This is a genomic window from Streptomyces sp. NBC_01260 (genome assembly GCF_036226405.1).
GTDB classification, from domain to species: Bacteria; Actinomycetota; Actinomycetes; order Streptomycetales; family Streptomycetaceae; genus Streptomyces; species Streptomyces laculatispora.
Genome location: NZ_CP108464.1, coordinates 8,856,687 through 8,881,040 on the forward strand (window position 1 = coordinate 8,856,687; position 24,354 = coordinate 8,881,040).

General features: G+C 70.1%; 21 protein-coding genes and 5 pseudogenes. 10 read left to right on the plus strand and 16 right to left on the minus strand.

The genetic code is table 11. The annotated features are described in order from the left end of the window. Positions 1-62: 62 nt before the first annotated feature. The 3 genes from OG322_RS39385 to OG322_RS39395 are packed head-to-tail and all read left to right on the plus strand — an operon-like array spanning position 63 to position 2,981. Positions 63-1,019 carry an alpha/beta hydrolase gene (locus tag OG322_RS39385; RefSeq protein ID WP_123465770.1) on the plus strand — a complete coding sequence of 319 codons (957 nt, stop codon included), beginning with the start codon at positions 63-65 and terminating at the stop codon, positions 1,017-1,019. Next, complete coding sequence (locus tag OG322_RS39390) at positions 1,006-2,280, plus strand: ATP-grasp domain-containing protein (RefSeq protein WP_123465772.1); 1,275 nt, start codon at positions 1,006-1,008, stop codon at positions 2,278-2,280. The genes OG322_RS39385 and OG322_RS39390 overlap by 14 nt, the downstream gene beginning before the upstream one ends. Positions 2,281-2,324: 44 nt before the next feature. After that, a complete protein-coding gene (locus tag OG322_RS39395; RefSeq protein ID WP_123465774.1) occupies positions 2,325-2,981 on the plus strand; it encodes a LysE family translocator in 657 nt (218 codons plus the stop codon). Positions 2,982-3,061: 80 nt separating this feature from the next. Here the strand turns inward: OG322_RS39395 and OG322_RS39400 are convergent, their stop codons facing one another. Further along, positions 3,062-5,242 (minus strand): BTAD domain-containing putative transcriptional regulator, encoded by a 2,181-nt coding sequence (locus OG322_RS39400; RefSeq protein WP_329307658.1) that lies wholly within the window; start codon positions 5,240-5,242, stop codon positions 3,062-3,064. A 731-nt stretch (positions 5,243-5,973) separates the two neighbouring features. Between OG322_RS39400 and OG322_RS39405 the strand changes: the two genes are divergently transcribed. Continuing rightward, positions 5,974-6,615, plus strand: a complete 642-nt coding sequence (locus OG322_RS39405; RefSeq protein WP_329307659.1) for an RNA polymerase sigma factor — start codon at positions 5,974-5,976, stop codon at positions 6,613-6,615. Beyond that, the gene (locus OG322_RS39410; protein WP_329307660.1) at positions 6,612-7,388 is read left to right on the plus strand and encodes an Ada metal-binding domain-containing protein; all 777 of its coding nucleotides are present in this window, start codon (positions 6,612-6,614) and stop codon (positions 7,386-7,388) included. The genes OG322_RS39405 and OG322_RS39410 overlap by 4 nt, the downstream gene beginning before the upstream one ends. 370 nt (positions 7,389-7,758) lie before the next feature. On the opposite strand, the pseudogene OG322_RS39415 reads toward OG322_RS39410, so the two are convergent. The 4 genes and pseudogenes from OG322_RS39415 to OG322_RS41830 form a co-directional block, all read right to left on the minus strand. After that, positions 7,759-8,052, minus strand: a pseudogene (locus OG322_RS39415) (NF041680 family putative transposase); the annotation flags it as partial. A 358-nt stretch (positions 8,053-8,410) separates the two neighbouring features. Next, positions 8,411-9,010, minus strand: coding sequence for a hypothetical protein (locus tag OG322_RS39420; protein ID WP_329307661.1), 600 nt, complete (start codon positions 9,008-9,010; stop codon positions 8,411-8,413). Between the two features lie 237 nt (positions 9,011-9,247). Continuing rightward, a pseudogene (locus OG322_RS41825) lies at positions 9,248-10,201 on the minus strand (ISAzo13-like element transposase-related protein); the annotation flags it as partial. A gap of 260 nt (positions 10,202-10,461) precedes the next feature. Further along, positions 10,462-10,611 (minus strand): annotated as a pseudogene (locus tag OG322_RS41830) (TnsA-like heteromeric transposase endonuclease subunit); the annotation flags it as partial. A gap of 128 nt (positions 10,612-10,739) precedes the next feature. Here OG322_RS41830 and OG322_RS39435 point away from each other — a divergent pair. Beyond that, the gene (locus OG322_RS39435; RefSeq protein WP_329307662.1) at positions 10,740-12,233 is read left to right on the plus strand and encodes a hypothetical protein; all 1,494 of its coding nucleotides are present in this window, start codon (positions 10,740-10,742) and stop codon (positions 12,231-12,233) included. Here OG322_RS39435 and OG322_RS39440 read toward each other — a convergent pair. The 4 genes and pseudogenes from OG322_RS39440 to OG322_RS39455 form a co-directional block, all read right to left on the minus strand. After that, positions 12,230-13,688: pseudogene (locus OG322_RS39440) on the minus strand (IS701 family transposase). The gene OG322_RS39435 and the pseudogene OG322_RS39440 overlap by 4 nt on opposite strands. A gap of 79 nt (positions 13,689-13,767) precedes the next feature. After that, a pseudogene (locus tag OG322_RS39445) lies at positions 13,768-14,403 on the minus strand (IS5 family transposase); the annotation flags it as partial. After that, on the minus strand, positions 14,402-14,926 hold the full coding sequence (locus OG322_RS39450; RefSeq protein WP_123465784.1) for a cupin domain-containing protein: 525 nt from the start codon (positions 14,924-14,926) through the stop codon (positions 14,402-14,404). The gene OG322_RS39450 and the pseudogene OG322_RS39445, both read right to left, overlap by 2 nt. Before the next feature lie 219 nt (positions 14,927-15,145). After that, positions 15,146-15,583, minus strand: a complete 438-nt coding sequence (locus OG322_RS39455) for a RidA family protein (RefSeq protein WP_206432443.1) — start codon at positions 15,581-15,583, stop codon at positions 15,146-15,148. Positions 15,584-15,676: 93 nt separating this feature from the next. Here OG322_RS39455 and OG322_RS39460 point away from each other — a divergent pair, with 93 nt between their 5' ends. Next, on the plus strand, positions 15,677-16,354 hold the full coding sequence (locus tag OG322_RS39460) for a FadR/GntR family transcriptional regulator (RefSeq protein ID WP_329307663.1): 678 nt from the start codon (positions 15,677-15,679) through the stop codon (positions 16,352-16,354). 18 nt (positions 16,355-16,372) lie between these two features. Here the strand turns inward: OG322_RS39460 and OG322_RS41835 are convergent, their stop codons facing one another. Further along, positions 16,373-16,528 (minus strand): integrase core domain-containing protein, encoded by a 156-nt coding sequence (locus tag OG322_RS41835; RefSeq protein ID WP_443066583.1) that lies wholly within the window; start codon positions 16,526-16,528, stop codon positions 16,373-16,375. Between OG322_RS41835 and OG322_RS39465 the strand changes: the two genes are divergently transcribed. Beyond that, positions 16,464-17,288, plus strand: coding sequence for a hypothetical protein (locus tag OG322_RS39465; RefSeq protein WP_329307664.1), 825 nt, complete (start codon positions 16,464-16,466; stop codon positions 17,286-17,288). The genes OG322_RS41835 and OG322_RS39465 overlap by 65 nt on opposite strands. Here the strand turns inward: OG322_RS39465 and OG322_RS39470 are convergent. Beyond that, the gene (locus OG322_RS39470) at positions 17,285-17,410 is read right to left on the minus strand and encodes a hypothetical protein (protein WP_329307665.1); all 126 of its coding nucleotides are present in this window, start codon (positions 17,408-17,410) and stop codon (positions 17,285-17,287) included. The genes OG322_RS39465 and OG322_RS39470 overlap by 4 nt on opposite strands. A 333-nt stretch (positions 17,411-17,743) precedes the next feature. Continuing rightward, positions 17,744-18,166 (minus strand): YjbQ family protein, encoded by a 423-nt coding sequence (locus OG322_RS39475; RefSeq protein WP_123465792.1) that lies wholly within the window; start codon positions 18,164-18,166, stop codon positions 17,744-17,746. A 261-nt stretch (positions 18,167-18,427) separates the two neighbouring features. On the opposite strand from OG322_RS39475, the gene OG322_RS39480 reads away from it, so the two are divergent. Then, positions 18,428-18,658 carry a hypothetical protein gene (locus tag OG322_RS39480; protein WP_329307666.1) on the plus strand — a complete coding sequence of 77 codons (231 nt, stop codon included), beginning with the start codon at positions 18,428-18,430 and terminating at the stop codon, positions 18,656-18,658. Continuing rightward, on the plus strand, positions 18,636-18,914 hold the full coding sequence (locus OG322_RS39485) for a hypothetical protein (protein ID WP_241200371.1): 279 nt from the start codon (positions 18,636-18,638) through the stop codon (positions 18,912-18,914). The genes OG322_RS39480 and OG322_RS39485 overlap by 23 nt, the downstream gene beginning before the upstream one ends. Positions 18,915-18,928: 14 nt before the next feature. On the opposite strand, the gene OG322_RS39490 is transcribed toward OG322_RS39485, so the two are convergent. The 4 genes from OG322_RS39490 to OG322_RS39505 form a co-directional block, all read right to left on the minus strand. Continuing rightward, on the minus strand, positions 18,929-19,183 hold the full coding sequence (locus OG322_RS39490) for a hypothetical protein (protein ID WP_329307667.1): 255 nt from the start codon (positions 19,181-19,183) through the stop codon (positions 18,929-18,931). Between the two features lie 127 nt (positions 19,184-19,310). After that, complete coding sequence (locus OG322_RS39495; protein ID WP_329307668.1) at positions 19,311-21,161, minus strand: glycoside hydrolase family 36 protein; 1,851 nt, start codon at positions 21,159-21,161, stop codon at positions 19,311-19,313. 125 nt (positions 21,162-21,286) lie between these two features. Next, positions 21,287-22,147: an alkaline phosphatase family protein gene (locus tag OG322_RS39500; RefSeq protein ID WP_123465800.1), complete on the minus strand. Its 861-nt coding sequence runs from the start codon at positions 22,145-22,147 to the stop codon at positions 21,287-21,289. Positions 22,148-22,206: 59 nt separating this feature from the next. Beyond that, entirely contained in the window at positions 22,207-24,324 is a 2,118-nt protein-coding gene (locus tag OG322_RS39505) for an alpha-galactosidase (RefSeq protein ID WP_329307669.1), read from the minus strand. Between the last annotated feature and the right edge of the window lie 30 nt (positions 24,325-24,354).

Consider the following 24,354-nt stretch of genomic DNA (forward strand, 5'->3'; position numbering starts at 1 on the left):
CGTGCCCAGCCCGTGCCGCGGTTCTCCGGCACGACCCGATCCGGAAGTGAGCGAAGCTGCCCATGGCCTACGCAGACGGCATCGAGAAGTTCGTGGAGACGGTCGACGGCGCCCTGCCGCCCGACTTCTACACCTACCCCGTCGAACGACAGCGCGTCCTCTACGACGCCCTGACCGAAGTGCTTCCCATCCCCGTGCCCGAAGGCGTCCGCCACCGGGACGCGACGGTCACCCACGGCGGTCGCACAGCCCGCATCCGCGTCTACGAGCCGGCCCGGCGCACGGGCGACGCCGTGCTGTTCTACATACGCGGCGGCGGCTTCGTCATAGGCTCTCTCCACAGCCACCACAGCCTGGTCGCCGAACTCGCCGACCGCACCGGCCTGGTGGCGATCGCCCTAGACTTCGGCATGGCCCCGGAGAACGCGCACCCCGGCCCGCTGGAGGACTGCTACGCCGGGCTGTGCGGCACCCTTGCCGACCTGCCCGGCCTCGGGCTCGACGGCATCGACCCCCACGGCGCGGTGCTCTGCGGGGAGAGCTCCGGCGCCAACATGGCCGTGATCCTGTCGATGATGTCCCGCGACCGCGGCGGCCCCCGGCTGCGCGGCCAGGCCGTGATCAGCCCCGTCCTCGACTTCACCCGGTGGCGGCACGGTGGCGAGGACGCCCCCCTGCTCTCCGGCGGTGAGATGGAGTTCTACACCGCCTGCTACTGCCCGTTGCCCGAACAGGCGGAGCACCCGTACGTCTCGCCGCTGCTCACCGGCAGCTTCCACGATCTGCCGCCCGCCTACGTCGTGGGCTGCGAGATGGACTCCCTACGCATCGACGCCGAGAAGTACACCGCCAGGCTGCGGCAGAACGGGACACCGGTGACGTACGTCATGGAGGAGGGCATGGTGCACGCCCCGGTGCGAGCCCGCCGTATCAGCGAACCCGCCGGAGAGTTCTTCGCGCGCTACTGCGACGCGGTGGCCGAGCTGGCCCGGAAGGCGGCCGACCGTGCCGAACGCTGAACGGGACCCGGCGGCCCCGTGGGCCGGCCCCTGCGTGATCGTCGATCCCTACTCCTCCGGCGCGCTCTTCCCCGAAGCCCTGGCCGAACACTCCGTGCCCGTGGTCGCGGTGGTCACCGGGCCCCGCGCGCCGGAGGCCTACGCGTCCTCCTACCGGCCGCAGGACTTCGCCGAGATCATCGTCTACGAGGGGGACCTGGAACCGGTGGTGCGTCGGTTGCGTGAGCTGGACCCGCGATGTGTGCTGGCCGGCTGCGAGTCCGGGGTGGAACTGGCCGAACGCCTCGCCCCGCGGGTGCTGCCCGAACGCTGCAACGTGCCGGAACTCGCGGCGGCCCGGCGTGACAAGAGCAGCATGGCGGACGCCGTCGCGGCCGCCGGCCTGCCGGTCATCCCGCAGCTCTGCACCGCCGACGCCGACGAGGTGGCGGCCTGGCTGGAACGGGAGGGCCTGACGGGGGCGGACCTCGTCGTCAAACCGCCGAAGAGCGCCAGCACCGACGGCGTGATCAAACTGGCGGGCGGCGCGGACTGGCGCGGAGTGTTCACACGCCAGCTCGGCCGGGTCAACCAGTTCGGGGAGATCGACGACCGGCTCCTCGTCCAGAAGTTCGTCACCGGCACCGAGTACGTGATCGACACCTTCAGCCACGAAGGCAAGCATGCGCTGGTCGACGTGTGCGCCTACCGCAAGATCGACAACGGTCCGCACATGGCCGTCTACGACACCATGCGATGGCTCCCCCCGGACGATCCGGCCCTTTCCGAACTGGCGGAATACGTCTTCGGGGTCCTGGACGCCGTGGGGATGCGCTTCGGCGCGGCCCATGTCGAGGTGATGGGCACCGCGGAGGGGCCGCTGCTCATCGAGCTCGGAGCCCGCCCCCACGGCGGGGGCCAGCCGCGCTTCAACCGCAACGCCACCGGCGACAGCCAGATCGACCAGACCGTGCGCTGGCTGACGGGAGGTGAACTGCCGCAGAGCTACGAACTGCTCGTCCACCAGATGTGCGTCTTCCACATCGCCCCCCGCTCCGGCACTGTCCGCGGCACGTCCGCCCTGGACGGCATCCGGGCTCTGCCCAGTCATCACTTCTCGATCCAGAACCTGGCCGACGGCGACCGCGTCCCCGCCACCCGGGACCTGGTCGACAGCCTCAATTTCGGATTCGTGATCCTCGCCCACCCCGACGAGGAGCAGATCCTGCGGGACTACGAAGCGGTTCGAGCCGGGGAACGCCGACTGTCCATCGAGGAGTAGCGATCAACACCGTCGCGTTCCTGGCGAGTTCGCTGGTCGTCATCATGGCGCCCGGTCCCGACCTGGTACTGATCACCGGCCTGGTCCTGAACGGGTCCCTGCGGGTGGCCACCGGCGCCGCGCTCGGCATGATCATGGCCGGGGCCGTCCAGGCAGGGCTCGGTGCGGCCGGGCTGGCCGCACTTCTGGCGGCGCGGCCGGACCTCTTCGCGGCCTTCCGGTGGACCGGTGCGGTCGTCCTGCTCGGCTGGGCGTCGCTGGCCCTGCGCCGGGCGGTCAGCGGGGACGGCGCCGAGGCCCGGGCCCCGTCCCGCCCCCCGGCCGAGGTCGCCGCGCACGCACCGCACGCACCGCCCTGCGAGCCGTCCTCACCCGCGGCGGCGCCGACGGAAAGCACCGGCCCCTCGGTACGCCAGGCCTTCGGGCAGGGGCTGCTGTGCACCGGGTCCAACCCCAAGGTGGGCATCTTCCTGATGGCGTTCCTGCCCCAGTTCGTTCCCCCGGGCATGTCCCCGGCGGCTGGCGTCCCCCTGCTGGCAGCCTGTTACCTGTCCCTGGGACTGATCTGGCTGCTCACCTGGATGCGACTGGTCCACCGCCTCGCCCGGCACCTGCGGTCCCCGCGGATGCTGCGGATCGCCGACGGTCTCACCGCAGCCGTGTTCGGTGTCTTCGCGGTCCGCCTGGTGCTGAGTGGTTGAGGGGCCCTTTCACTCCGTCCGTCCGGGGAACGCGCCCGGTCGGACGTTCATGGGAAAGGACCCCTGAGGCCCCCACGGCGTCACACCCTCCGCAGCCGCTGCTCCACGTCCTCCTGCCACGCCAGCCTGCGCGCATAGCTCAACAGTGGGGCGGGCAGGGAGAACCGGCCCGGCGCGTACTCCCGCAGCAGACTCGCCCCGACCAGGCGGCGCAGCGCGCGTGACGCCTCCAGCGGGGTCGTCCCCGCCAGGTCCGCCACGGTGTACACGCTGACGAGCCGCCCCCCGGTACGGGCGAACAACCGGAAGCAGTCGCGCACGGGTTCCGGCAGGGACAAGTAGGAGAGTTCGAACGCCGCGTGGACCGCGGCGAACAGGTCGTCGGCCTCGACCGGCAGGTCCCGGTGCGCCGCGGCCTCCTTGAACTCCACGCACAGCTGGGTCAGCGCCACCCCGGGACGCTCCCCGAGGCGTGCCGCGAGAAGGCGGACCGCCAACGGCAGGCCGCCGCACAAGCGGTTCAGCGCCATCGCGGCGAGCGGCTCGGCTCCCACCCGCCCTTTTCCCAGAAGCCGGGCCAGCAGCGTGAGGGCCTCGTCCTCGCCGAGCACGTCGAGGTCGAGGCGCGGCACACCGCCCTGGGCCACCAGTCCCGGCAGGCTGCCGCGGCTCGTCACAAGGACCGCGCATCCCGCCGTCCCCGGCACGAGCGGACGGACCTGACTCTCCTCGCACGCGTTGTCCAGCATGATCAGCACCCGCCTGCCCGACAGGAGGGTGCGGTACAGGTTCGCGGCCTCGTCGAGGGCGTCAGGGATCTCCGCGGCAGAAACTCCCAACGCGCGGAGGAACGAGGCGAGGACCTCCCTGGGGTGCAGGGGCCGCCGGTCGGCGTAACCGTACAGATCGGCGTACAGCTGTCCGTCCGGAAAGCGTTCGCGCACCCGGTGTGCCCAGCGCACGGCCAGGGAGGTCTTGCCCACGCCGGGGAAGCCGGTGAGCAGTGCGGCCGGGACCTGGCCGCTGTGCTCACCGGTGCTGAGCAGCAGCCGGTCCAGCCGTTTCAGCTCGGTGCCGCGGCCGACGAAGACCGTACTCGCCGCCGGAATCTGGAACGGCCGCAGCCTGGGCGCCGCCACGGCCGGTCCCCGGGGGGGCGGAGCCGTGCCGGCCGCGGACTGCTCGGGCACCGGTCCCGTCCGAGGCCAGGGGAGCTCATGGTGCAGAATCCGCAGTTGGGCGCGCCGCAGCTCGTCGCCCGGCTGGACCCCCAGCTCCCGGTCGAGGCCCCGGGCCACCTCAGAGAAGATCCCTAACGCCTCCCGCTGCTCCCCGCAGCTCGCCAGCGCCAGCATCAGCCGCGCCTGCAGACCCTCGTGCAGCGGCTCCTCCTCGGTGGCGCCGCGCAGCGCCCGCAGCACCTGCTCGGGCCGCCGCAGTTGCAGGGACAGATCCGCGTACAGCAGCAGACTCTCCACCCGCTGCCGGGCGGCCGCGGTGGCGGCGGGGTGGTGATGCGGCAGCAGCGATTCACCCGCCAGCAGCGGTCCGCGCCAGCAGCTGTAGGCACGTCTGGCCAGCTCGTGGGCCGCTTCGGCGTCCCCGGCCCTGTGCGCCTGCCGCACCCGCGCCGACAGATCCTGGAACCGGGTCAGGTCGACCTGGTCGCGCTCCAGTGCCAGGGCGTACCCGGTGTGCGTACGAGCCAGGAAGGAAACCGCCGGTGCGCCTTCCTCGCAGCCGGGAGCGAGCAGCACCCGGCGTGCCTGGCTGACGTAGGTGTGGACCAGACTCTGGTACGACCGGGGTGGGTTCTCCGGCCACAGGGCGTGAGTGATCTCCCCCAGGCCGGCCGGCTCCGGGTGCTGCAGGGCCAGCAGGGAGAGCAGACTTCGTACTTTGGCCGCGTGGACGTGCACCTCGACACCGCGGTGCCGGACGGACAGCGGCCCGAGGATGCCGATGTGGAGTCGCTCGGAGCCCTGGCGTGCGGCGTCGCGCACGGGCGGGGACAACTGCCGCGCCGTGTTCGCGTCGAGGCCTAGCACATCCGCCAGCAGCCGTACGGTCCGCGTCTGCGGGCGGTTCACCCGGCCGTGTTCGATGTCCCGGAGGACCCGCACGCTCACTCCCGCACGTTCCGCCAGCTCGCGTTGCGTCAGTCCCGAGCGATAGCGGAACGAGCGAAGCCGCTCACCGAACGACCAGGCGCCCGCTAAGTCGTCGTCCGCGGCATACCTGCTGCTTACGCGGTTCTCCATGATGTCCCCTGGTGGCAGAGTTGCAGCGCGGTTGCCTCATCGGTGGCTGCGAGCGGAAGATGCGCGGCAGGGCCTGCCGAACGCGCGAGAGCCGTCGGGGCAGGGCGACCGGGGCCGTCCAGAGCGTCGCGGGTAGCCGTGGGCGGGTGCGACAGAACAGGGCGGGGGAGAACAATTCCTGGAGGAGCGTTTCGCCAATGCCCTGAACGGAACGGTCGACACCGCGCCTCCTCGAGGCCACGCAAGATCCCGAATAAATGGACGCATGGGGAGTGTGGTTCGGCTCCTCGGTCCGGGCGCAACTTTAGCTTTCCGGTGTGACCACCGGTCAAGAGGGTCGGTGTGTCTGACGCGAACCGGGCCGCACCGCCCGCTTTTCGGTTTCCGAAACCTGCTGTGCATCAGCCAGATGGCGGGAAACCGCATCTTGCGGCCCGGGGGGAATGCGGCGAATCCCTGGCCCCGGTAGGGAGATGCTTGGAAAGCGGCCGGATGGCACAGCCCTTCTGAGCACCGGTAAATCCAAAAAGGCGTTTCGCAACGCGGTGCTGTCCCACTGTTCCGACGCCGCCCGCTCCGCCGGCCGGGAAACGCGCCCGGCGCCCGCTATGCCAGAGGTCGACCACGGGCACGCCGCCCCCGGCCCGTGCGCGGTCCGCGCCCCGAAGCGTCCCCAAGGCGTACGGGACCCATGAGAAGGTTCCCGGGTTGCAACGTTCCTGCCCGGCCCGGTGTTCACGAAGACGATGGACGAGATAGCTCTCCCGCTGACGGAACTGCTCGCGGCCGACCTGGACGACGGGTTCACCGAACTCGTGCGCACCCAGGCCGGTGCCGTGCGCTCCGTCCTGCTCCGGCTCTCAGGGTCCGCGCGGGACGCCGACGATCTGGGGCAGGAGACGTTCCTGCGCGCGTACTCGGCTCTGCGCGAGTACTCCGCCGAGCGCCGCAGACAACTCCAGCCGCGTGCCTGGCTGCTCACCATCGCGGCGAACGTGTGGCGCAACCACATCCGCACCCTGTGCCGCCGGCCCGGCATCGCCGACTCGGTGGAGGTGTCGGCCGTCGAGCTTCTGGACGACTCCCGGGGGCCGGAGCAGCTCGCGATCGACGGGGCGCGCCGGGCCCGGCTGGTGACGGCGCTGTCCGGGCTGCCCGATCACCACCGGTTACCCGTCGTCCTGCGGTACATCGGTGAGCTGAGCTATCAGGAGATGGCCACCGTCCTGGACTGTCCGGCCAGCACGGTGAGGGCCCAGGTCTCACGCGGACTCGCCGCTCTGCGGACGCAGTCCGTCCTGGCTGTGGACCGGTCCGGGCACGGATCGGCCCCGGGACCGACGGGCGAGAATCGGAAGGAGACGACGGGATGAGACTGCCGGACGAGCTGAACACATTGCACGAAGCCGCGCCCGAGGGATTCGCGGTACGCGTGCTGGACCGCGCCAGCGTCCCTGCACATCGCTACGACTGCTACGTACGGGCCGACTCTCCGGTGGGCCACCTCTACATCGCCCACGGGCGAGGTGCGGTGACCGGCGCCGCCGCCACGAGCTGGTACGCCGACGGGCGGGCGTTCGAAGACGCCTACCGGGCCAGGACGCACCGGTCCGTCCTCTCCGGGCTCAAGCCCCCGCCGGGCCTCGCGCGGGCCCTGCGCGGCCGGGACCGGACCCTGCGCTACGACTTCGGTCCGCTCGCTGACGAACAGGCCACCGTCCTGCTGGCCACCCGGACCATCCCGTTCGGACAGTTGCGCCCGGCGGCCTGGCTGGCCTGTGAGGCCGGGCTGCCGGACCTCGCACCCGACGTGGTGCTGGCGGCGGTCCGGGCCAACCCCGTCCCCGTACTGGTACCGGCGCACCGGCTCTGCCAGGACGACGGGTTGCCGGTGGCCTGCGGGCTGCCCGCCGGGTTCGAGCAGGCGCTGCGCGCCTGGGAAGGCGTGGACGACGAGCGGGTGGATCGTTTCGTACGGGCGGGCGCGCGATTCCTGGGCAGCGGGACCACCCGGATCTTCTGCTACCCGACGTGTGCGCACGCGCGTCGCATCACCGCCCGCCACGAGGTCCCGTTCATCTCGGCCAGCGAGGCCGCCGCCGCGGGCTTCCGGGGTTGCCTCAGCTGCCGGCCGACGACTGCCTGACCGGCAGCCGGACCGGCTCCGCCTGCCGGGCTCCAGTTCGTCCCTGCCGATGAGGCCGCTTCCGTCGGTGTCGAACCTGTCGAAGGTCTCGCGCAGGTTCCGGTCCGTGGAAATGCTTTCGCTCGTGGCGTGGCCCGCTCTCGCCCGGTGGCGCCGAACGAACCACCCCGAGTGAACTCGGCACCGACTTCGACTCGTTGCGACCCCAACAAGGGTGCGGTGCCGCATGGACCACCGGAGCCATGTCTACCAGCACTCGGATCGGCAGCGCGAAATTTCCCCCGATCCACGCCGGTATGTCGGCAACGGGGTGCAGAAGCGCAACGGGCCACGTACGCAGGGGGCCGGGACCTCTCCGTGAGCTTGATCCTTAACGTCGGGCCTGATCGCGTTCGGTCGGTGCCGCCGGGTGTTTGACGGTTTTGCCCACATCATGACGGGTGGTGGGGTGCCGGTTCTTCGATCCCGGTGGCCGTCCTGGGCCGGGCCGGGAGGGTTTGGGCACACGGGCCGGGTTGGCCAAGTGGGGCCGGAGGTGTCGGAACCCGCGCCGGACCCTGGTCGGCGTCAGGATCGCTCCTGACCGGGAGGCCTTCTCCTAGGGCTTCCGCCGGTCGACGGTGAGCGGGGCCGCGAGGCGGAGCTGGGTATGGACGATGATGACCGCCCTTGCTGCCGGATCCACGTCAGTGGCTTCGAGTCGTAGCACTGTCCGGGGGCGGCCGCTCTGCCTGCCGGCTTCGACGGGAGCCCCCGGACCCCGCCCCGGTACGAGTCGAGACGGAGGACGCCACTATGACATCCGACCTGCGCCCAGCAGGACCGGATCGGGCGCCGCTTCCTCTTGCCGCGGCGACCTGTGGGGGCTGCGTCCGCCTTGAATGGCACCGGAGTTCGGCGGGTGGCTTCGTCAAGGTGAATGTGTGCGTTCCGCTATCGGGTGATCTTGGGGTCTTTCGGTGTGGCGACGCGAGTCATCGCACACGGTCACTAAAACCATCCGGCCTGTCACGCACTGCAATTCAATGGAAGAGGTGGTCGTAATGGACAGCACCATGCGAGGACGGTTGGCGGTGCTGATGACGGCGACGACGGTCGCGGTCGGTATCGCCGGAGGATTTGCTGCGCAGGCGCAGGCGCAGGCGGCGGCCGGTGGCCCCGCGGCTTCGTACTGTGGGCAGGGCTCCGAGAAGGCGTGCGCATCCGGCGGGGCGCACCACAAGTCCCAGGGCGGGAAGCGGCCGTGCTGCGGCGGCGACACGGTCATTGCGAACAACGGGCCCAAAGACGGTTGTCACCAACAACCAGGCGTTCCTGCCGATCCTGGACTTCATCCTGCAGGGGTCACCCGGCGGCGGAATCGACGAGCCGACGCCGGAGCCGGGGCCGACGATGAAGCCGACGCCCAGTCCGATTGCCGAAGGAATCTGCGCGTCCTGCCCGCGCTCCGCGGCCAGGTGCTCAAGCTGCGCCCGGCAGGCGTCGTCAAGCAGACGGTCAGCGGCAGTGGCCCCGAGGAAGTCCTCGAACCTGCACACCGGCGTAGCAAGCGTCACCGCCGGCACTCCGGCATGCGACACCGCACCCGTGTCCGCCGGGGACTGCGCCATCGTTTCCATCACGTTCGAACTCCACCCACTGCGCGAGGGCCGCCAGACCCCGCTGGAACGCCTGCTGCGCCTTCCCCGGCCCCCTTTGTTGCACGGGTAGCCGCCGGAGCGGAAGACGGGACCACAGCGGCCTTGATGCCCAGCGCAGTCAGCCGCTCCCGCTGCTCGGGAAGGAGCTGCGCCCAGGTGCCCGGCGCTCAGCAGGTAGGGCAGCGTCCGGCAGATGCGGTGAGGGCGGTGTTTCGAGGGTCAGGACGGAATCTGGCGGCGGCGAAGGCGCAGCAGTATCCCGCCCACCGCCAGTGTCGCCACGGCGCCCGACGCGATACCGATGGCCAATCCGCCACCGAAGCCAGGCCCTTCGTTCGATGCCGCGGTCTCGTCCTGACCCGATACCGTCACTTTCGAGCGCAGGACGATCGGGGGGTAGTCGCACACGTAGTCGCGGTCCTTTTCCGTCACGCAGTCGGCGCTCTTGTGTCGAAGCGTGAATGTCACCGGATACGTTCCGGGCTTCACCGTCTTCTTGATCCGGCCCGCGCCCACCCAGGCTCTCTTGGTGTCACCGAGGGCGGTGTCGTCGGTCAGCGCCGGGCTTGAGACCTCAACTGCCGTCGGGTGCGGGTTGCCGGGACGTTCCTTGACCGTGAGGTCCACCACCCCGCCAGGCGCCGCGGGGCCACCGACGGAGCCGTACCCCTGCTTGGGGAAGGGGAGCTGATCGGCGTGGGCCGCTCCTGCCTGCCCGAGCAACACCGAGGGCAAGGCAATCGCGGCAAGTCCGCAGCGGATGGACGAACGTGTGAAGTCGATCATATGCGCTTCCCCGTGCCAGTAGCTGGTCAGCGGCTGCCCGCGCAGGCTGTGGGTGATCCGGGAGAACAGCCGGTGTTCCATTTTGTTCCATTTTGAAGTACCCGGCGGGAAGTGCATGAAGGTGATGCTCAGCCCGCACTCGTCGGCGAAGTCGGCCAGGCCCATCTTGAACAGGCGGGAGTCCGCCGAGTTAGCGCCTCCAGAATCGGCGGTGACCAGCAAGCGGTCGGTGCTGGGGTAGTCGAGGCGCCCTTGGACCTTCCACCAGCGGCGCAGGGACTCTACCGCGAAGGCAGCGGTGTTGCGGTCGGTGCCCACGTTCACCCAGCCGCTGTCGCGGCCCAGGTCGTAGATGCCGTACGGAGTGTCCGGGCCGAAGAAGTCGTGATCGAGAGACGCTCAAGGGCCGGAAGGGCTGGTCGAACGAGCGCGAGGCGCGACTCGACGCGTTCCGCTGGCTGCACCGCTACAACACCCGGCGCCGGCATTCCCGGCTCGGTCAGCGATCTCCGATCGCCTTCGAGAACACCTTCCGATCAACATCACCTGCCCTGGCCCGAGCCGCATAGACGTGTTCAAGATCCAGGGTCAAGGCCCGTTCTGAAGCGGCTCACCTCGGTGTACGAACCCGGGGTCCGTGCCCGCTCATGCCGCCGCGACCGGACACCGTCATGCCAGTGCAGCCAGAACGGCTGCGAGGCGATTCCCACCACCTGCGGATCGCGGTCCATCAAGATCAGATGGTCCCGCTCCAGCCACGACTCGTAGCCGACGTGGTCCCGAGCCGTCGCGCAGTACTACCAGCCACGCGACTGCCCAGCCCCCGCTCCAGGGGAGCGGGGCAGTTTCCGTCCCCCGCGTCGAGCCTCTACCTTGAACTCCGACGGGAATCACAAGTGGCGTCAAGTGCAAGGGGGTTGGGTCAATGGCGACAGATCCGGCGGATACGGCGTCCGTCAGCGGGGTCGGGTTCGGGGACTACTACCGGGCGCATGCGGGGCCGCTCGTCGCCCTGTCGCTGCTGCGGGGCGCGGACCTGGTGGAGGCGGCGCGGCTCGCCCAGGACTCGATGACAGTGGCCTGGCGGTGGATGGACCTGCTGGGCGCGAACGCGGCCGGGGCCGCGAAGGACACCAGGACCCCCGTGGTTACCACGCAGGCGCTGCGGGCCTGGACGTGCCGGATGGCCGTCGGCGGCGGCTGCGGAGCGCTGCGCCCAGCGCACGGGACGGTGCCCGCCCTCCTGGGGAAGGGCAGCACCGACGCCCTGGCGCAGGCCCGGACGGTGGTGGCGCTCGCCCCGCTGAGTGAGTTGAACGAGCGCCAACTCAACGTCACCGCCTTTCGGCTGGCTGGCTGTGCGCCGGGAGCGATCGGGTACGAGCTGGGCCTGTCGATGCCGAAGGTGCACCGCACCCTGCGCTACGTCGGCAAACTGCTCGGAGCGGAGACGGGGGCACGGCAGGCCAGAGGTGCCGAGGCGCCGGGGGAGGCCGAGGGGTCCGGGGCGGCCGAGGGGTCCGTGGAGGCAGACGTCAGGTTCGCGGAACTGCTTGGCGAGCTGGCCGCCGCGTTGGATCCCGTACTCGACCTGCGGTCCGGGCTGGACGAGGTGAGCGGCTCCATTGGTGCGGACGGGACCACCGCTCGACGCGCCCCCGTACCGACGCTGTGGAACCTCGGCCCCTCGCTCCCCGTGCCGCCCTTCGGCGCACCCGTGCTGCACTCGTTCGCCGAGCCCGCGCCGTCCGGGGTACGGGCGTACGCGGCTGGCCTCGCCCGGTGCGACGCGCAGGGCCGCGAGGCCGCGCTCGGCGGGTTTCCCGCGGCCGAGCTGGCGGCCGTACGGCTCGGAGCGGTGTTCGCCCTTCAGGTGGAGCGGTTCCGGCGGGAGGCCGAGAGGTCCGGGACACGGGCCACCAGGGGCGAGTTCCGGAGGGAGGACGCCCGGGCGTTCGCGGTCGCACTGGCTCAGGACGCCGCGCTCGCCGCGCCGATGTTCGACGCGGTGAAGGACCTCGACGTCCCGCGCCGCGTCGGCTTCCTGGCGTCGGGCCTCGCCGATGACGACCCCTGGACGAACGAGGTCTCCTACGACGGGATCGAAGCGTCCCTCGCCTTGGCCCAGTTCCGGCGCGCGGCGGTGCGGGCGGCGCTGCGCGCGTCGCACCGGCCTGGTGCGGACACCTCCCCTCAGTCCGGCGGCCCGCTCGCCGAGGCCCTTACGCAGTCCCTGAGCGACACCCACCGGATGATCCACCAGCTCGACGAACTGAACAGCGACCTCTCGCGTGCCGAGTCGACGCTGCCGGAAGGCTACTACGTCGACATGACCCGGGACTTCGACCTCCACCAGAGCTTCCACGCGGACCTGGCGCTCGGCATCGACGCCGTCCGGGAGGTCCTGTCGCAGACCTAGCGGTGGTTTGTTAGACCGGGGAGTAGAGATCGAGTGGGTGGCCTGCGCCGACGGCGTTGATCAGGGCTTGAAGTTCGGGTGGCGGGGGTGCGTTGCTCCAGGCTCGCCAGCAGCGTTGGAGAGTGGTCCAGGGGTCGAGCCAGGCCCGGACGGCGCGGATTGCCTGCGGCCAGCTGGCCGGTTGGGGCTGGTGGGTTCTGCTTGGGCCCCCTCTCAGCCGGCCCCACCGCTGTGACAGTCGGCGGGGCCGTGGGGACGACGGCGGGCTCCCGGTCCGGAGGTTGAGCGAACCAGGTGTCCCAGCAGAACGAGAACGCGCAGGTGACCAGGGTCTGGTGGCGGCGGATGGCGGTATCGGAGCGGACCTGGAAGTCGGCCCAGCCCAGTTCGTCCTTGACCTGCTTGTAGCTCTGCTCGATCCAGTGCCTGATGCCGTAGATCCGGACGACTTCATGCAGGTCGGCGGCCGGTTCAGGGTTGTCGGCCTCGCGGGGTCCGCCGGGGCGGGGCAGGTCGGTGGCCAGATACCAGGTGGCTTGCGGGGGAAGGGTGGCCGGGTCGGTGGTGGCCACGACGAGACGGACGTTCCCGTCGGGTCCCCACCAGCCAAGGGTCGCGTCGGCGGCCCACCAGGTCTCGGTGTGTCCGTCGCGGAAGGTGCGCTCGACGGAGGTCCAGCCACCCGGGTGCTCGGGGTCCGTCCAGGTCAAGGCGTGGGCGGCATGGACGGGGGTGTAGGCATCCTTGCCGTAGGCCCAGGTGCCGTGGCTCGGTTTGAGAGCCATGACGAACGGCAGTCCTGCCGAGGCGAGTTGTCTGCGGAAGCCGTCCTGGTCGCCGTAGGCGCAGTCGGCGGCCACGGCGCGGAAGGCCACCCCGGCAGCCTTCGCGGTGTGGGCCAGTTCTGCGGCGATCTGCAGCTTCGTGCGGAAGCCGGTGTCGCTCTTGCCCTTGGGGAAGTGATGGGCGGGGCTGTAGGGCACGGCGTGCAGCGGGTAGTAGAGGTTCTCGTCGGCCCAGCAGGTGGTCACGGTGACGATGCCGTTGTCGGTCTTGCCCAGCCGGCCCAGCCACTGGCGGCCGATGTGCGCGGTCGCCTTGCCGTCCTTGCGGTCGCCCGAGTCGTCGATCACCAGCACCCCGCCTGGGTGCGGGGCGGTCGCGGGATCGGTCAGCAGCAGTTCCAGTCGGCGGGCGTTGACCTGCTCGTGGTCCCAGGACGACTCGGACAGGAAGAACTGCAGCCGCTGTACCGAGGCGCGCTGGGGCCCCGACGACGGGTTCGGCGCCGGCCAGGCAGCTCAGGGTCTTGTTCCGGTCCCGCGGCAGCAGCAGTCCCGCGAGGTACTCGCGGAACCCGCGGCGCTGTGCCAACGTCGAGAGCAGGTCATCGAAGCGCGCGGCGTAGGCTTCCAGCGGGCCCGGAGCGGGCGGACACGGCAGACGGCGAGTCATCACAAGCCCCCAGGCGGCGAGGCGACGTTCCTCTGCTACCGGCCTACTACGGCCCTGACCCGCCGTCAACAAACCACCGCTAGATCCTGTCTCTCTGGTCAGCGTCGGTCCAGATAAGGATGCCGGCGAGGTGGAGTGCGGCCTGGTTGGCGATGGCGAGTTTGTCCGTTCGTGTGGCCAGACCGCGCCACTGCGCAAGGCGGTTGACGCACCGCTCGACGGTGTTCCGCTGCCTGTAGGCCTCGCGGTCGAAGCCCGGCGGGCGCCCGCCGTGACGGCCTCGCCGTTGGCCGTGGCCATCACGGTCTCGAAGGCAGGTGCGTCACTGGCGGCCTGGTCTGCGGTGGCGGTGAAGGCCAGGGGCCGAGCTCGGCCGTCGGCCGCCAGGTGGATTTTGGTACTCAGGCCTCCGCAGGAGCGTCCGAGTGCGTGATCGACGGGCTCTTGGCGTCCCGCCGCCCCCTCCGAGTGCTCCGGCGGCGTACTGATGGGCTCGGACGACGGTCGAATCGACCGACACCGTCCAGCCGATGTCGTCGACAGCGTCCGCCGCGGCCAGAACGGAAGCCAGGATCCGTTCCCAGGTGCCGTCGACAGCCCATCTGAGCAGCCGGTTGTGAGCGGTCTGGAACGGACCGAGTTCATCTGGCAGGTCACGCCAGGGCGAGTTGGTGCGGTACTTCCAGGCGATGGCCTCAAGGGTGCGGCGGTGGTTACGGGCATTGTTGCGCTGAGCATTGCTGTTCGCGTGCGGCGTTCCAGACAGGACTCGTTCCGAAATAGGAGTCGTAGAGTTCCTGAACGTCGAGGAGGCTTTCCGGCGGCACTTTGCCATAGCGGATGCGCTCAAGGTGGCGGAAGTACTCGAAGCGCTCCACCCCGGGCGTGATGATGACCAGCATGTCCGCAATCTCGCCGGGTGCGGCGGCGAAGGCATGCTGTGTACCGGGCGGCACGACGACAACATCCCCGCGCTCCGCGGTGACCACTTGATCGCCGGACAGTAGCTGGGCGGTGCCGTCGAGGACGTAGAACATCTCGGCGGACTTGCCGTGGTGGTGAGGACGGGCGCCATCGGCACCCGTGCCGAGGGTGACACGCATGCTGGAGAGCGCCCCGCCCGTGGCGGAGCTGTCGACGAGCAACTGGTTGGTTACCAGGCCGCCCTTGCCTATCAATTCGGCGTCAGCAGAGCGCACAACGACGGTTCCGTCGAAATCGGGGATGAAAAGAGACATTACTTGCTCCTGAAATATTGATTTCGCTGAGAGACAGGAACTACTGAGCTGGCCGGTGGAGAATCTGCAGATCTGGCCGGCCGAGGATGCTGATGTAGAGAGATCGGAGTGTTGTCGCGCCTGTTGCTTGAGGTTGCCTGCCGGCTGCCCGCACTGGCGTCGACGGGGCGAATGGCGCGCCCTGATCCGGCGACGCGCCATTGCCGGGGCCACGCACTGTCAGCCAAGGACCGCTACGGCCTCGATCTCGATCTTCAGCTCAGGGCCGACCAGACGGTTGACGCCGATATGGCTGCGTGCCGGTCTGTGCTCACCGAAGAACTCCGCGTAGACCTGGTTGACCTCGTTCTGGGCGTCCATGTCGGTGTTGAAAATGGTGACCTTGACGATGTCCTGGACGTCGCCGCCGGCCGCCTTCAACGCGATGAGCAGGTTCTCCAGGCAGGCCCGGGTCTGCTCCGCGATTCCCTCGGGCACTGTGAGCTCGGCCTCGTCATGGGGGTGCTGATGTACGAGCGGGTAGGCGGTGGCGCCCGAGAGCCACACAGTGTCGCCGCGCGTGACGACCGCCGGGGCGAACGGCATGGCGTCTGCCCCGGTGTCCTCGCGCAGCTGTGCGGCCCAGGCCAAGGAATCGGGTGCGATGAAGTGCTTCACCGTAGCTCCAGATTTGTATGATGACTGATGAATGACGGCAGGTGATCAGGATACTGTGGGGCCGGAAGATTGCAACCGGCGAAGGAGCCCCCTATGCGCATGATCGGCCGCAGGTCCTCGGTCGACGAGGTCGTTGGCCAGCTCAACGAAGCTCTGACGCAAGGCGCTTGGGCGATCGGGGATCGACTGCCGACCGAGCAGCGGCTCACCGAGGAGCTGGGAGTGAGCCGTACCGTGATCCGAGAGGCGGTACGGGCCCTGGTGCACTTGGGCGTACTGGAGACCCGACAGGGCGCCGGTACCTACGTGGTCTCCACCATCGACCCCGCCCCCATGCTGCGCCGGTTCGGGACTGCCGACGTGCGCGAAGTGTTCGAGGTCCAGCTCGGCTTCGACGTGCAGGCGGCCCAGCTCGCCGCCATGCGTCGCACCGATGCCGACCTGCTGAGGCTGCGCGGCTTGCTCGCTGCCCGAAATCGCGCCACCGTGCCGGAGGAGTTCGCCCGTGCTGACGCAGACTTCCACCTGGCCGTGGTGGAAGCGGCGGGAAACAGCGTGCTGCTGGAGTGCTACCGCTTCTTCGTCGGCCGACTCCATGACAGCCTGCACGCGCTGCGTAGCCAGGACGTGATCCAGGAGAGCGGCGCCGAACCCCACAACGCACTGCTGGCGGCGATCGAGGCCGGAGATGAAGCCGGTGCCGCCGCCGCGGCCGCGGCCGCGATCCGCCCGAGCCTCAATGCGCTCACTGAGCAGTTCCGCGTTCCGTAGCGTCTGGTTTGTGTGGTTTCAGGCAGCGTTTGCGGTTGCCGGGGATCGGTAGTGCCGGGCCTCGAATTCCTCGGGCGGGAGGTGGTCGAGGGCTGAGTGCGGGCGCTCGGTGTTGTACCAGCCGACCCACCAGACGACGGCACGTTCTACCGCGCTGCGCCAGGTGATGTACAAGCTCGCCTCCGCTGGTGTGCTGCCGCACACGCCGTCGATGTACCGGCACCTGTCCTCCCACCTCGCCCAGGCCCGCCGTGAGGGCCGCTTCCCCGATCTCGTCGACACCCTGCGCGAAGTCCACGTCCCGCAGGCCTGGCCGGACGCGGGCACGTTCCTGCACGAGAGCCCTGACTGGTTCGGCCTGGACCTCACGCATGGCCAGTCGCATGCGGTGTACGTCGCTGCGGAAAAGGACACTCTCCGGCAGCTCCTCACGGGCTGGCTGGCTCCGTACGGCATCCCGGTACTGGTGGTCCGCGGCTTCGGCTCCCAGTCCTACGTCGACGTCGTCCGCGACCGGGTCGCCGCCGACTCGAGGGAAACGATTCTCCTGGTAGTCGGTGATTTCGACTGTTCCGGCGAGGACGTCGAACGGGACTGGGTAGCGCGCACGGCCTGTTGGAGTCACACCGAGCGGGTGCTGCTCACCTACGACCAGGTCGTCCACGACTACGAGCTGCCCGCGACCGAGGGCAAGCGCGGCGACCCGAGGTGGCCGGCCTTCGCGCGCCGCCATGGTTTTGAGATCGAGCACCCGGTGCAGTGGGAGGTCAAAGCACTGGAGCCGGACGAACTCCGCCGCCTGGTCCTCGCCGCCGTCGACCCGTACATCGACCGCCAGGCCCTCGCGCAGCAGACCGCCCGGCAGGAGGAACAGCGCCGCGCCCTGGCCTCCTTCGTCCGGGGCTGGGGCGCGGCAGGCGGGACATCGTCCTAACCCTGTGACGTGGCCTGGGCGGCCTGGGCGAAGTGCATGACGATCCCCTTCGCCCCGGCGGCGACTTCGTCGATGAGTTCGTAGCCGCGGGGGTCATCGGGGTGGTTGCGGACCCAGATCAAGGCGTAGCTGATGATCTGGTTGATGTCGCTGGGCCGCAGGAAGATGGCGTCGCCGGTGTGGAGCCGCTCGGGGGCCGTGCGCTGCCACAGCCGGTAGTACCGGCCTTCGACATCATGAAGCCCAAGCGCCGGTCGCCGTGCGGGTTGATCAGGTGGGTGGTGAAGGGCAGGTCGTTCGGGCCCGGCTGCCAGGGCTGCTCCGGCTGGTTCAACGTGTCCTCCGTCAGTACTCAGTGATCACGACGGTGCCGAGTGTGTCAGCGTCGGTCGGCGGGCTGGGCTTGCGGCCACTTCGTCCGCACTGGAGCGCCGGCGCTCCAGTGGGTGGTGTGGTCAGCCGAGGAAGGACAGCCGGACTTGGTGTTCGGGGCTCTCCCGGTTGGAGTTCACCAGTACAACGGACTGCGAGGCCCCCAGCTCCAGCTCACCATTGACTACGGGCAGCGTGGCGTGTGGTGGTACCAGTGCCGGGAGCACGTGGTCACTGCCGTGGCCTGGACGACCGTGGCGGGCTCGCCAACGGTCGTCCGCGGGAAGAATTTCGCGGAGGGCTGCCAACAGGTCATCGTCGCTGCCCGCGCCGGTCTCGATGATGGCAAGGCCGGATGTCGCGTGGGGGGTGAAAACGTTCAGCAGTCCGTTTCGCCCATGAGCGACCTCCCGGAGGAACGCGGAGCATGCATTGGTCAGGTCGTGCATGGTCTCAGTGGCGCCGGTTGCAATATTGATGGTGCGGGTGGTGAAGGTGCTGGTCATGCTTCACCGGTACCCATCGCGGAGCAAAAGCACTAAGGGCCGGATGGGTTGTTCCTCCGGGACTCCGCCGGTAGAGGCACGTACTCCCGTACCTGGACAGTCCCATCGCACCGTCTCATCCGAGTACCGCAAGCCAGAGCAGAACGGGCTCTCTGCGCCCGGGACGGCCCGGTCGGGGCCGGATCGTCCGTACCGGGGTCCAGTGGCCCGGCCCGGCGATACCGTGATGACACACGCCAGATGACAGCCAGGAGCCCCCGGATGAGCGAGCAGCCGGCCCTCGTGCCCGACCGCCAGCCCCTTGATGAGCACGCCGCCGCTTCCGCCCGTGCGTACGCGGCCGACCAGCGCGCGCGGGTCGACGTCCTCGCCTCGGTGCTGGAGGACATCGCCGCCAACGGCTACCCGTCCCCGGAGACGGGCGTGCTGTGGGAGGACGCCCGCGACGCCCACCTGGAGCGCCTCGCCGGTGAGCAGCCCCGTGTCGCTTGAGCACGCGCCGCGCCGGTCCCAGGTCGTCATGGTGGAGCCCGCGCTGAGCCAGCTGGCGAAGCTCACGGCGACCGAGACGCACCGCCTGGACCGCGCGATCGTCGCGATCAGCGTCAACCCCGAGCTGGGCACCCCGGTGCCCGACACCCTGCTTCGCGACTACGTCGATGTCATCGACGGAGTCCGCGTCATCTACTACGTCACGGCCCTTCGACAGATCTCTATCTGCGGTTCTGATCTGGCCCTTGTTGTGTGAGGCACATGGGCTCATCAGTACGTGTGACTGTGGGATATCTGCTGGTTGTGAGGCACGCCCCGCCACGGCCTCGCTGAAGAGCGACAGGCCCGGCGTGGACGCAGCAGCAGGGCCACCGCACCGAGGGCGGCCGCGTTCACACCGAGGTCGGCCTGGACGACCTCCACGCGCCGGGTGGCGAGCGGGAGCGCCGGTCCGGCAGCCCGGGAGTTGTTGCCGAGCACGACGGGCACGTCGAACTGGCCGACGGTCTGCTCGATGACCCTCACGAAAAGGAGTCCGTCGCGGGCTGACTGCCGGGTGCTCGCCGCGACGCCTGGAGCAGGAGCAGGAGTACGAGCGCGCCCGCCTGCGCCTGCGCCCGCGGTACGCATCGACCTGCTGTCGGCCCGTCCCCTACGGCATCTGCGTCGAGCTCTCTCCCTGTGCGGGGAGGCCGGAGGCCAGTTCGAGGACGCACGTTCCGGAGGGCGGAACCTCGATCGTGTGGATGCCCGGTGTGAGGGTGAGAGCCGTGGCCTGCTGCAATCGGCCTCGGGCGTCATGGATCCGTGCACGGACCTGGCGGGGTGGTCCGGAGACGTCGAGGACCATGCGTGAGGCGGTGGAGGCGTTGATGAGGGAGTGGGAGCGCCAGGACTCGGTGCGAAGGGGCACGATCCTGTCGGTGTAGTTGGTGATGACCCGTTGGTCTCCGTGAGCGGCGGTGACCTGGGGGAAGAGTTCGTCCGGGCGGCCGGGTTCGTAGTGGCCGGAGGTGAGGACGGGAGCCAGTCGACGCCAGGTGGCGAGCCAGAACGCGAGGGTCTCGCGGTGGCTGGGGGAGAGCCGGCTGAGGCGGACGGAGATCTGCGGCACGGAGTGCAGGGCCCCGTGGAAGTGGCGGGCCAGGCTCTCCGGTGTTGCCTGCGGATCCCACATCACCATGTCGGAGTGGACTGCTCCGCAGGGTGCGAGCAGTGCGATGTCCAGCGTCCGGATGCGGTTGGCGACGGGATCGGCGGGGCAGTCGGTGGCGCGCAGTGCGTTGCCGAGTGCGGTCATGGCCGGCCCGATGTAGGGCTGGCGCAGCTCGATGACGAACTGGTCGCCGCGCAGGGCCCGCAGGGCGTCGCGGATATCGGCGAGCAGCGCGGCCATCGCCTCCCCGATGTCCGGAATGTATCCGGGGGCGGGCTGGTCGGGTGCGGGCACTGCGGCGTAGGCCATGGCCTCGTCGAGGAAGTCGATCTTCAGGCCGTCGAGTCCGTACGTGTCGACCAGGGTGCGGCAGGTGTCCACGATGTGTGCGCGCACTTCGCTGTGGCGGGGGTCGAGGACGAAGCAGTCGAGGTGCGGGACGTGGTGCGGCGCGTACGGTGCCCAGGCCTGGTGGGCGGAAGAGCGCTCTCCCAGGAGAAGCGGGGCGATCCAGGCGGTGTAGTGCAGTCCGGCACGCCGAACGGTACTGACGTGGGCGCGGAAGTCGGGGAACTTGAATGGGTCCGGCTGCCAGTCGCCGCAGCCCGCGTAGCCACGGCCGTTGCCGAGCAGCTGCCAGCCGTCGTCCAGGAACAACTGGCCGCAGCCGAGGGCGGCGGCGAGGGCGGCCTCCTCCTCGACCTCGGCCGCGGTTACGTCCTGGGTGAAGGCATACCAGGTCGAGTAGACGGGCGTCCGGGCGAACTCCGGAACGGGCAGCGGCTCTCCGCCGGGCAGGCCGGCGAGCCACTGACGGAGCCTACGGAGGGCGGCAGCCATGGTGGTGCCCGGCGCGGAGATGCGGACTCGGCAGGTCTGCCCGGCGGTGAGGGAGAGGCGCAGCCACACGCCGAAGCGCTTGCGCTCCTCGGAGACACCGAAGCGAATCCAGCTCTTCTGGACGGTGCGGTTGGCGGCGAGGGCGAGCAGACTGCGACCGGCGGTGTCGTAGAGGCAGCCGACGGGGGCGGATCGTACGAGTGACAGGCCGCGCCATGCCGACCAGTCGACGGGCAGGGTGCGCTCCCAGCCGGCGTCGGGGTGCCAGAAGCCCACGGCGTCCCCCAGCGGGACGTCCAGGCGCAGGGTCACGGTGCCGTCCGCCGTCGCCGTGACGAGAGCCTCGGTCCCGGCGGCGTCGTCCTGCGACAGGGTCAGGGTGGCGCTGTCGGCGGGAGTACGCAGGCTGATGCGTGTGTCGCCCACATCGAGGGTGTTCGCGCCGTCTGCCCACTGGCCGGGGTCGAAGGCGGCCAGGTCGATGGAGTCGAGGGACGTGGTATCCACGGAGGGAACCTCTCTGCGGGACGCGAGTGGGGCGTCGTTGCGGTTGGCTGCCGCGCCTCGGGGACGCCGGCCGACGGCTTCCTGCCGGCCGGTGGTTTCGCTCCGGCCGGTGGATTCCTGGCGGCTCAGGCGGACTGGGGCGTGAGGGAGTGGAAGGGCTGCCCGTCGAGCGTCCAGTGCAGGTCGGGCGTGATACCCAGGGCGGCGTAGACGTGGGCGGCGACATCGGCGTGGCGGAGGCTGTCCGGTGGGGTGGTGGAGTCGATGCCGGGGCCGTTCGCAGCGATCCAGGCGGTGCTCTCCAGTGTGCTGCGACCGCCGTGGCCGCCTTCGTCGCGGTGGCCGTGGTCGGTCACCACGATGACGGTCCACTCCTCGGACCCGGCGTCGGGACGCTCACGTATGGCAGTGAGCAGCTGTCCGAGTTGCCGGTCGGCGGTCTCGATCGCGTTTCGGTACTCGGCTCCGCAGGCGAGGAAGTGGGCGGTCTCGTCAACAGCGCCGAGGTAGACGAAGGAGGCGTCGAGGTCTTCGCCGGAGCTGAGAATTCTTGCGGCTTCGTCGGCCACGCTCTGGTCGCACGCGTCCCAGCCCTGCGGGGTGTCCTCGCGCGGAGCGATATAGGCGAGCCTGCTCGGGGCCGCGAAGACCGGGCCGCCCTGCCGGGCCAGGAACAGGGGTTCCCAACCGCCGGCCGCGAAGGTCCGCTTCCCGCGCTCGGCGGCCAGCCGCGTGGTGAAGTCGGGGAACACCCCGAGCCGGTTCCCGGAGAAGTTGTTGCCCCAGACTCCGTGCTTGGCCACGCCGACACCGGTGACGATCGTGGTCCAGCAGGGGCCCGACATGGTCGGTGTGTCGTCGTCGATGTGGACGGGCGCGAAGAAGCCGGCGTTCGCGACTTCGTCGAGGTTGGGCGTTTCCAGCATCGGCAGCAGATCGAGGCGGACGCCGTCGATTCCGACGACCAGGACGCGGGGTGTGGGCATGTTCTCGGTTCTTTCGTGGGGCGGGCGGAAAAAGGGGACGGGGGATGCTCTTACCGGTGTCAGACGGTGCGGCGCAGCCGGATCAGGCGGCTGGCGTAGTCGCCGACGGGCAGCCGCAGGTCGATGCCCCGGCGGGTCAGGGCGGCGCCGCTGTGGGTGATGCCCTCGTCGATGTCGAGGTAGTGGGCCGCGGGGTCCAGGGCCGGCAGGGGGAGACCGGGGGCCGGGTGGCCGAAGCGGGTTGCGGGGCGCCAGGCGAGGACGGCGTGTTCGGTGTCGTCCTGGGACGCGTAATGCACGGCTGTCAGTCCGGCGGGGCCGTGGAGGCGGTACTGGCGGCCGTGCTGGACCAGGGGGCGGATCTCCTTGTAGCGGATGACGAGCGCGGCGGCCTCTTCGAGCTCCTCCTCGGACCAGGCGGTGAGATCCCCGCCGAGGCCGAGTGCTCCGGCCATGGCGACATGGAAGCGGAACCGGAGAGGCGTGGTGCGGCCGGTGGTGACATTGGGGCTGTCGGTCACCCAGGCCGCCATGGCCTGGGCGGGGAAGAGCTGGCTGAAGCCGTGCTGGATGTTGATCCGGTCGACGGGATCGGTGTTGTCGGAGGTCCAGACCTGGTCGGTGCGGGCGAGGATGCCGAGGTCGGCCCGTCCGCCGCCGCCCGCGCAGGCCTCGATGCGAAGGCCGGGGTGGTCGGCACGGAGGCGGTCCATGATCCGGTGGACGGCGCGGGTGTGGTCGATCCACAGCCGGTCGGGGTCCGGATGGCCGGCCCAACCGGCCTCGGTGACGACCCGGTTGGCATCCCACTTGAACCAGTCGACGTCGTGGTCGCGCACCAGCTGGTCCAGGGTCCGGTGGGCCCAGGCCTCGACTTCGGGGCGGGCGAAGTTCAGCATGAGCTGGTTGCGCAGCTCGGTCGCGTCCCGAGTCGCCGCATGGACGACCCAGTCGGGATGGGCACGGTAGAGGTCGCTGTCGCGGTTGACCATTTCCGGCTCCACCCACAGCCCGAACGCCATGCCCAGGCGGTGCACCTCGTCGGCCAGTGGACGCAGCCCGTCGGGGAACGCCTCGGGCCGGGGCGTCCAGTCGCCGAGACCCGCCCGGTCGCTGGTACGGCCGCCGAACCATCCGTCGTCCAGCACGAAGAGTTCGGCGCCCAGACGTGCGGCCACCCGGGCCAGGCTCAGCTGGCCGGGCTGGTCGACGTCGAAGCCGGTGGCTTCCCATGAGTTGTAGACGACGGGCCGGTCCCGGTCGGGGGCGGGCAGGACACCGGTACGGATGTGGGCGTGCCAGGCGCGGCTGGCGGCGCCGAAGCCGTCGGGGGTGTAGAGGCCGGCGAAGACGGGTGTGTGCAGGCTCTGGCCGGGCTGGATGGTCCAGCTGAGTCCTTCGTGGCCGAAGCCGCCGGTCCAGGTGGTCCGGCCGACCGGGTCGCGGTGCACGGTGATGCGCCAACTTCCGCTCCAGGCCAGGGCGGTGCTCCAGACCTCGCCGTGCTCCTCGTCGGCGGTGCCGTCGTCGAGGGCGAGCCAGGGGCTGGCGTGGTGGCTGGTGAGGCCCCGGCGGCTGGTGAGCACGGTCTCGGCGACCGGGAGCCGGTCGCGCTGCAACTGGAACTCGCTGTTCCAGCCGCCCACGAGGTGGTTGAGCCGGTAGTCGGGCAGTGCTGGCAACGTCCAGGCGGCCGAGTCCAGCCGGTCGACGGTGATGGGGCCCGAGTCGTCGGCTCCGGTGTGGGTGAGTTCCACCCAGCGCTCGATGACGTCACTGCCGGGACGGACGCGATAGCCCAGTTCGGCGGCCAACGGGTAGTGGCGGTCGGCAAGGTACAGGCGGAGTTCTCCGTCCCGGACCGTGTGGCCGGTGAAGGACCACTGGGCGCCGCGGGTGCCGTCGGCGAACCGCACCTGGAGGCCGGCCGGCCCGAACCGCGCACCGGTCTGCGGGGCCAATTCGTCCGGGGCGGGGTCTGTCTCGAAGCTGCTTGCGGCAGGTGAGGTGGCCGCGGGCAGTCCGCAGAGGGCGTCGGTGTCGAGCGGTTCCCCCCAGTGCAGATGCCGGGGGCTGCCGTCGGCGCCGATGCGTACGGCGTAGACGCTGTTCGGGGTCTGCAGGACCACCAGCCCGCGGGTGGGGTCGAAGGAAACGGATGAGGGTGTGGGAGGCACAGGTGATCCCGAGGGGTTCGAGCGTCGGTG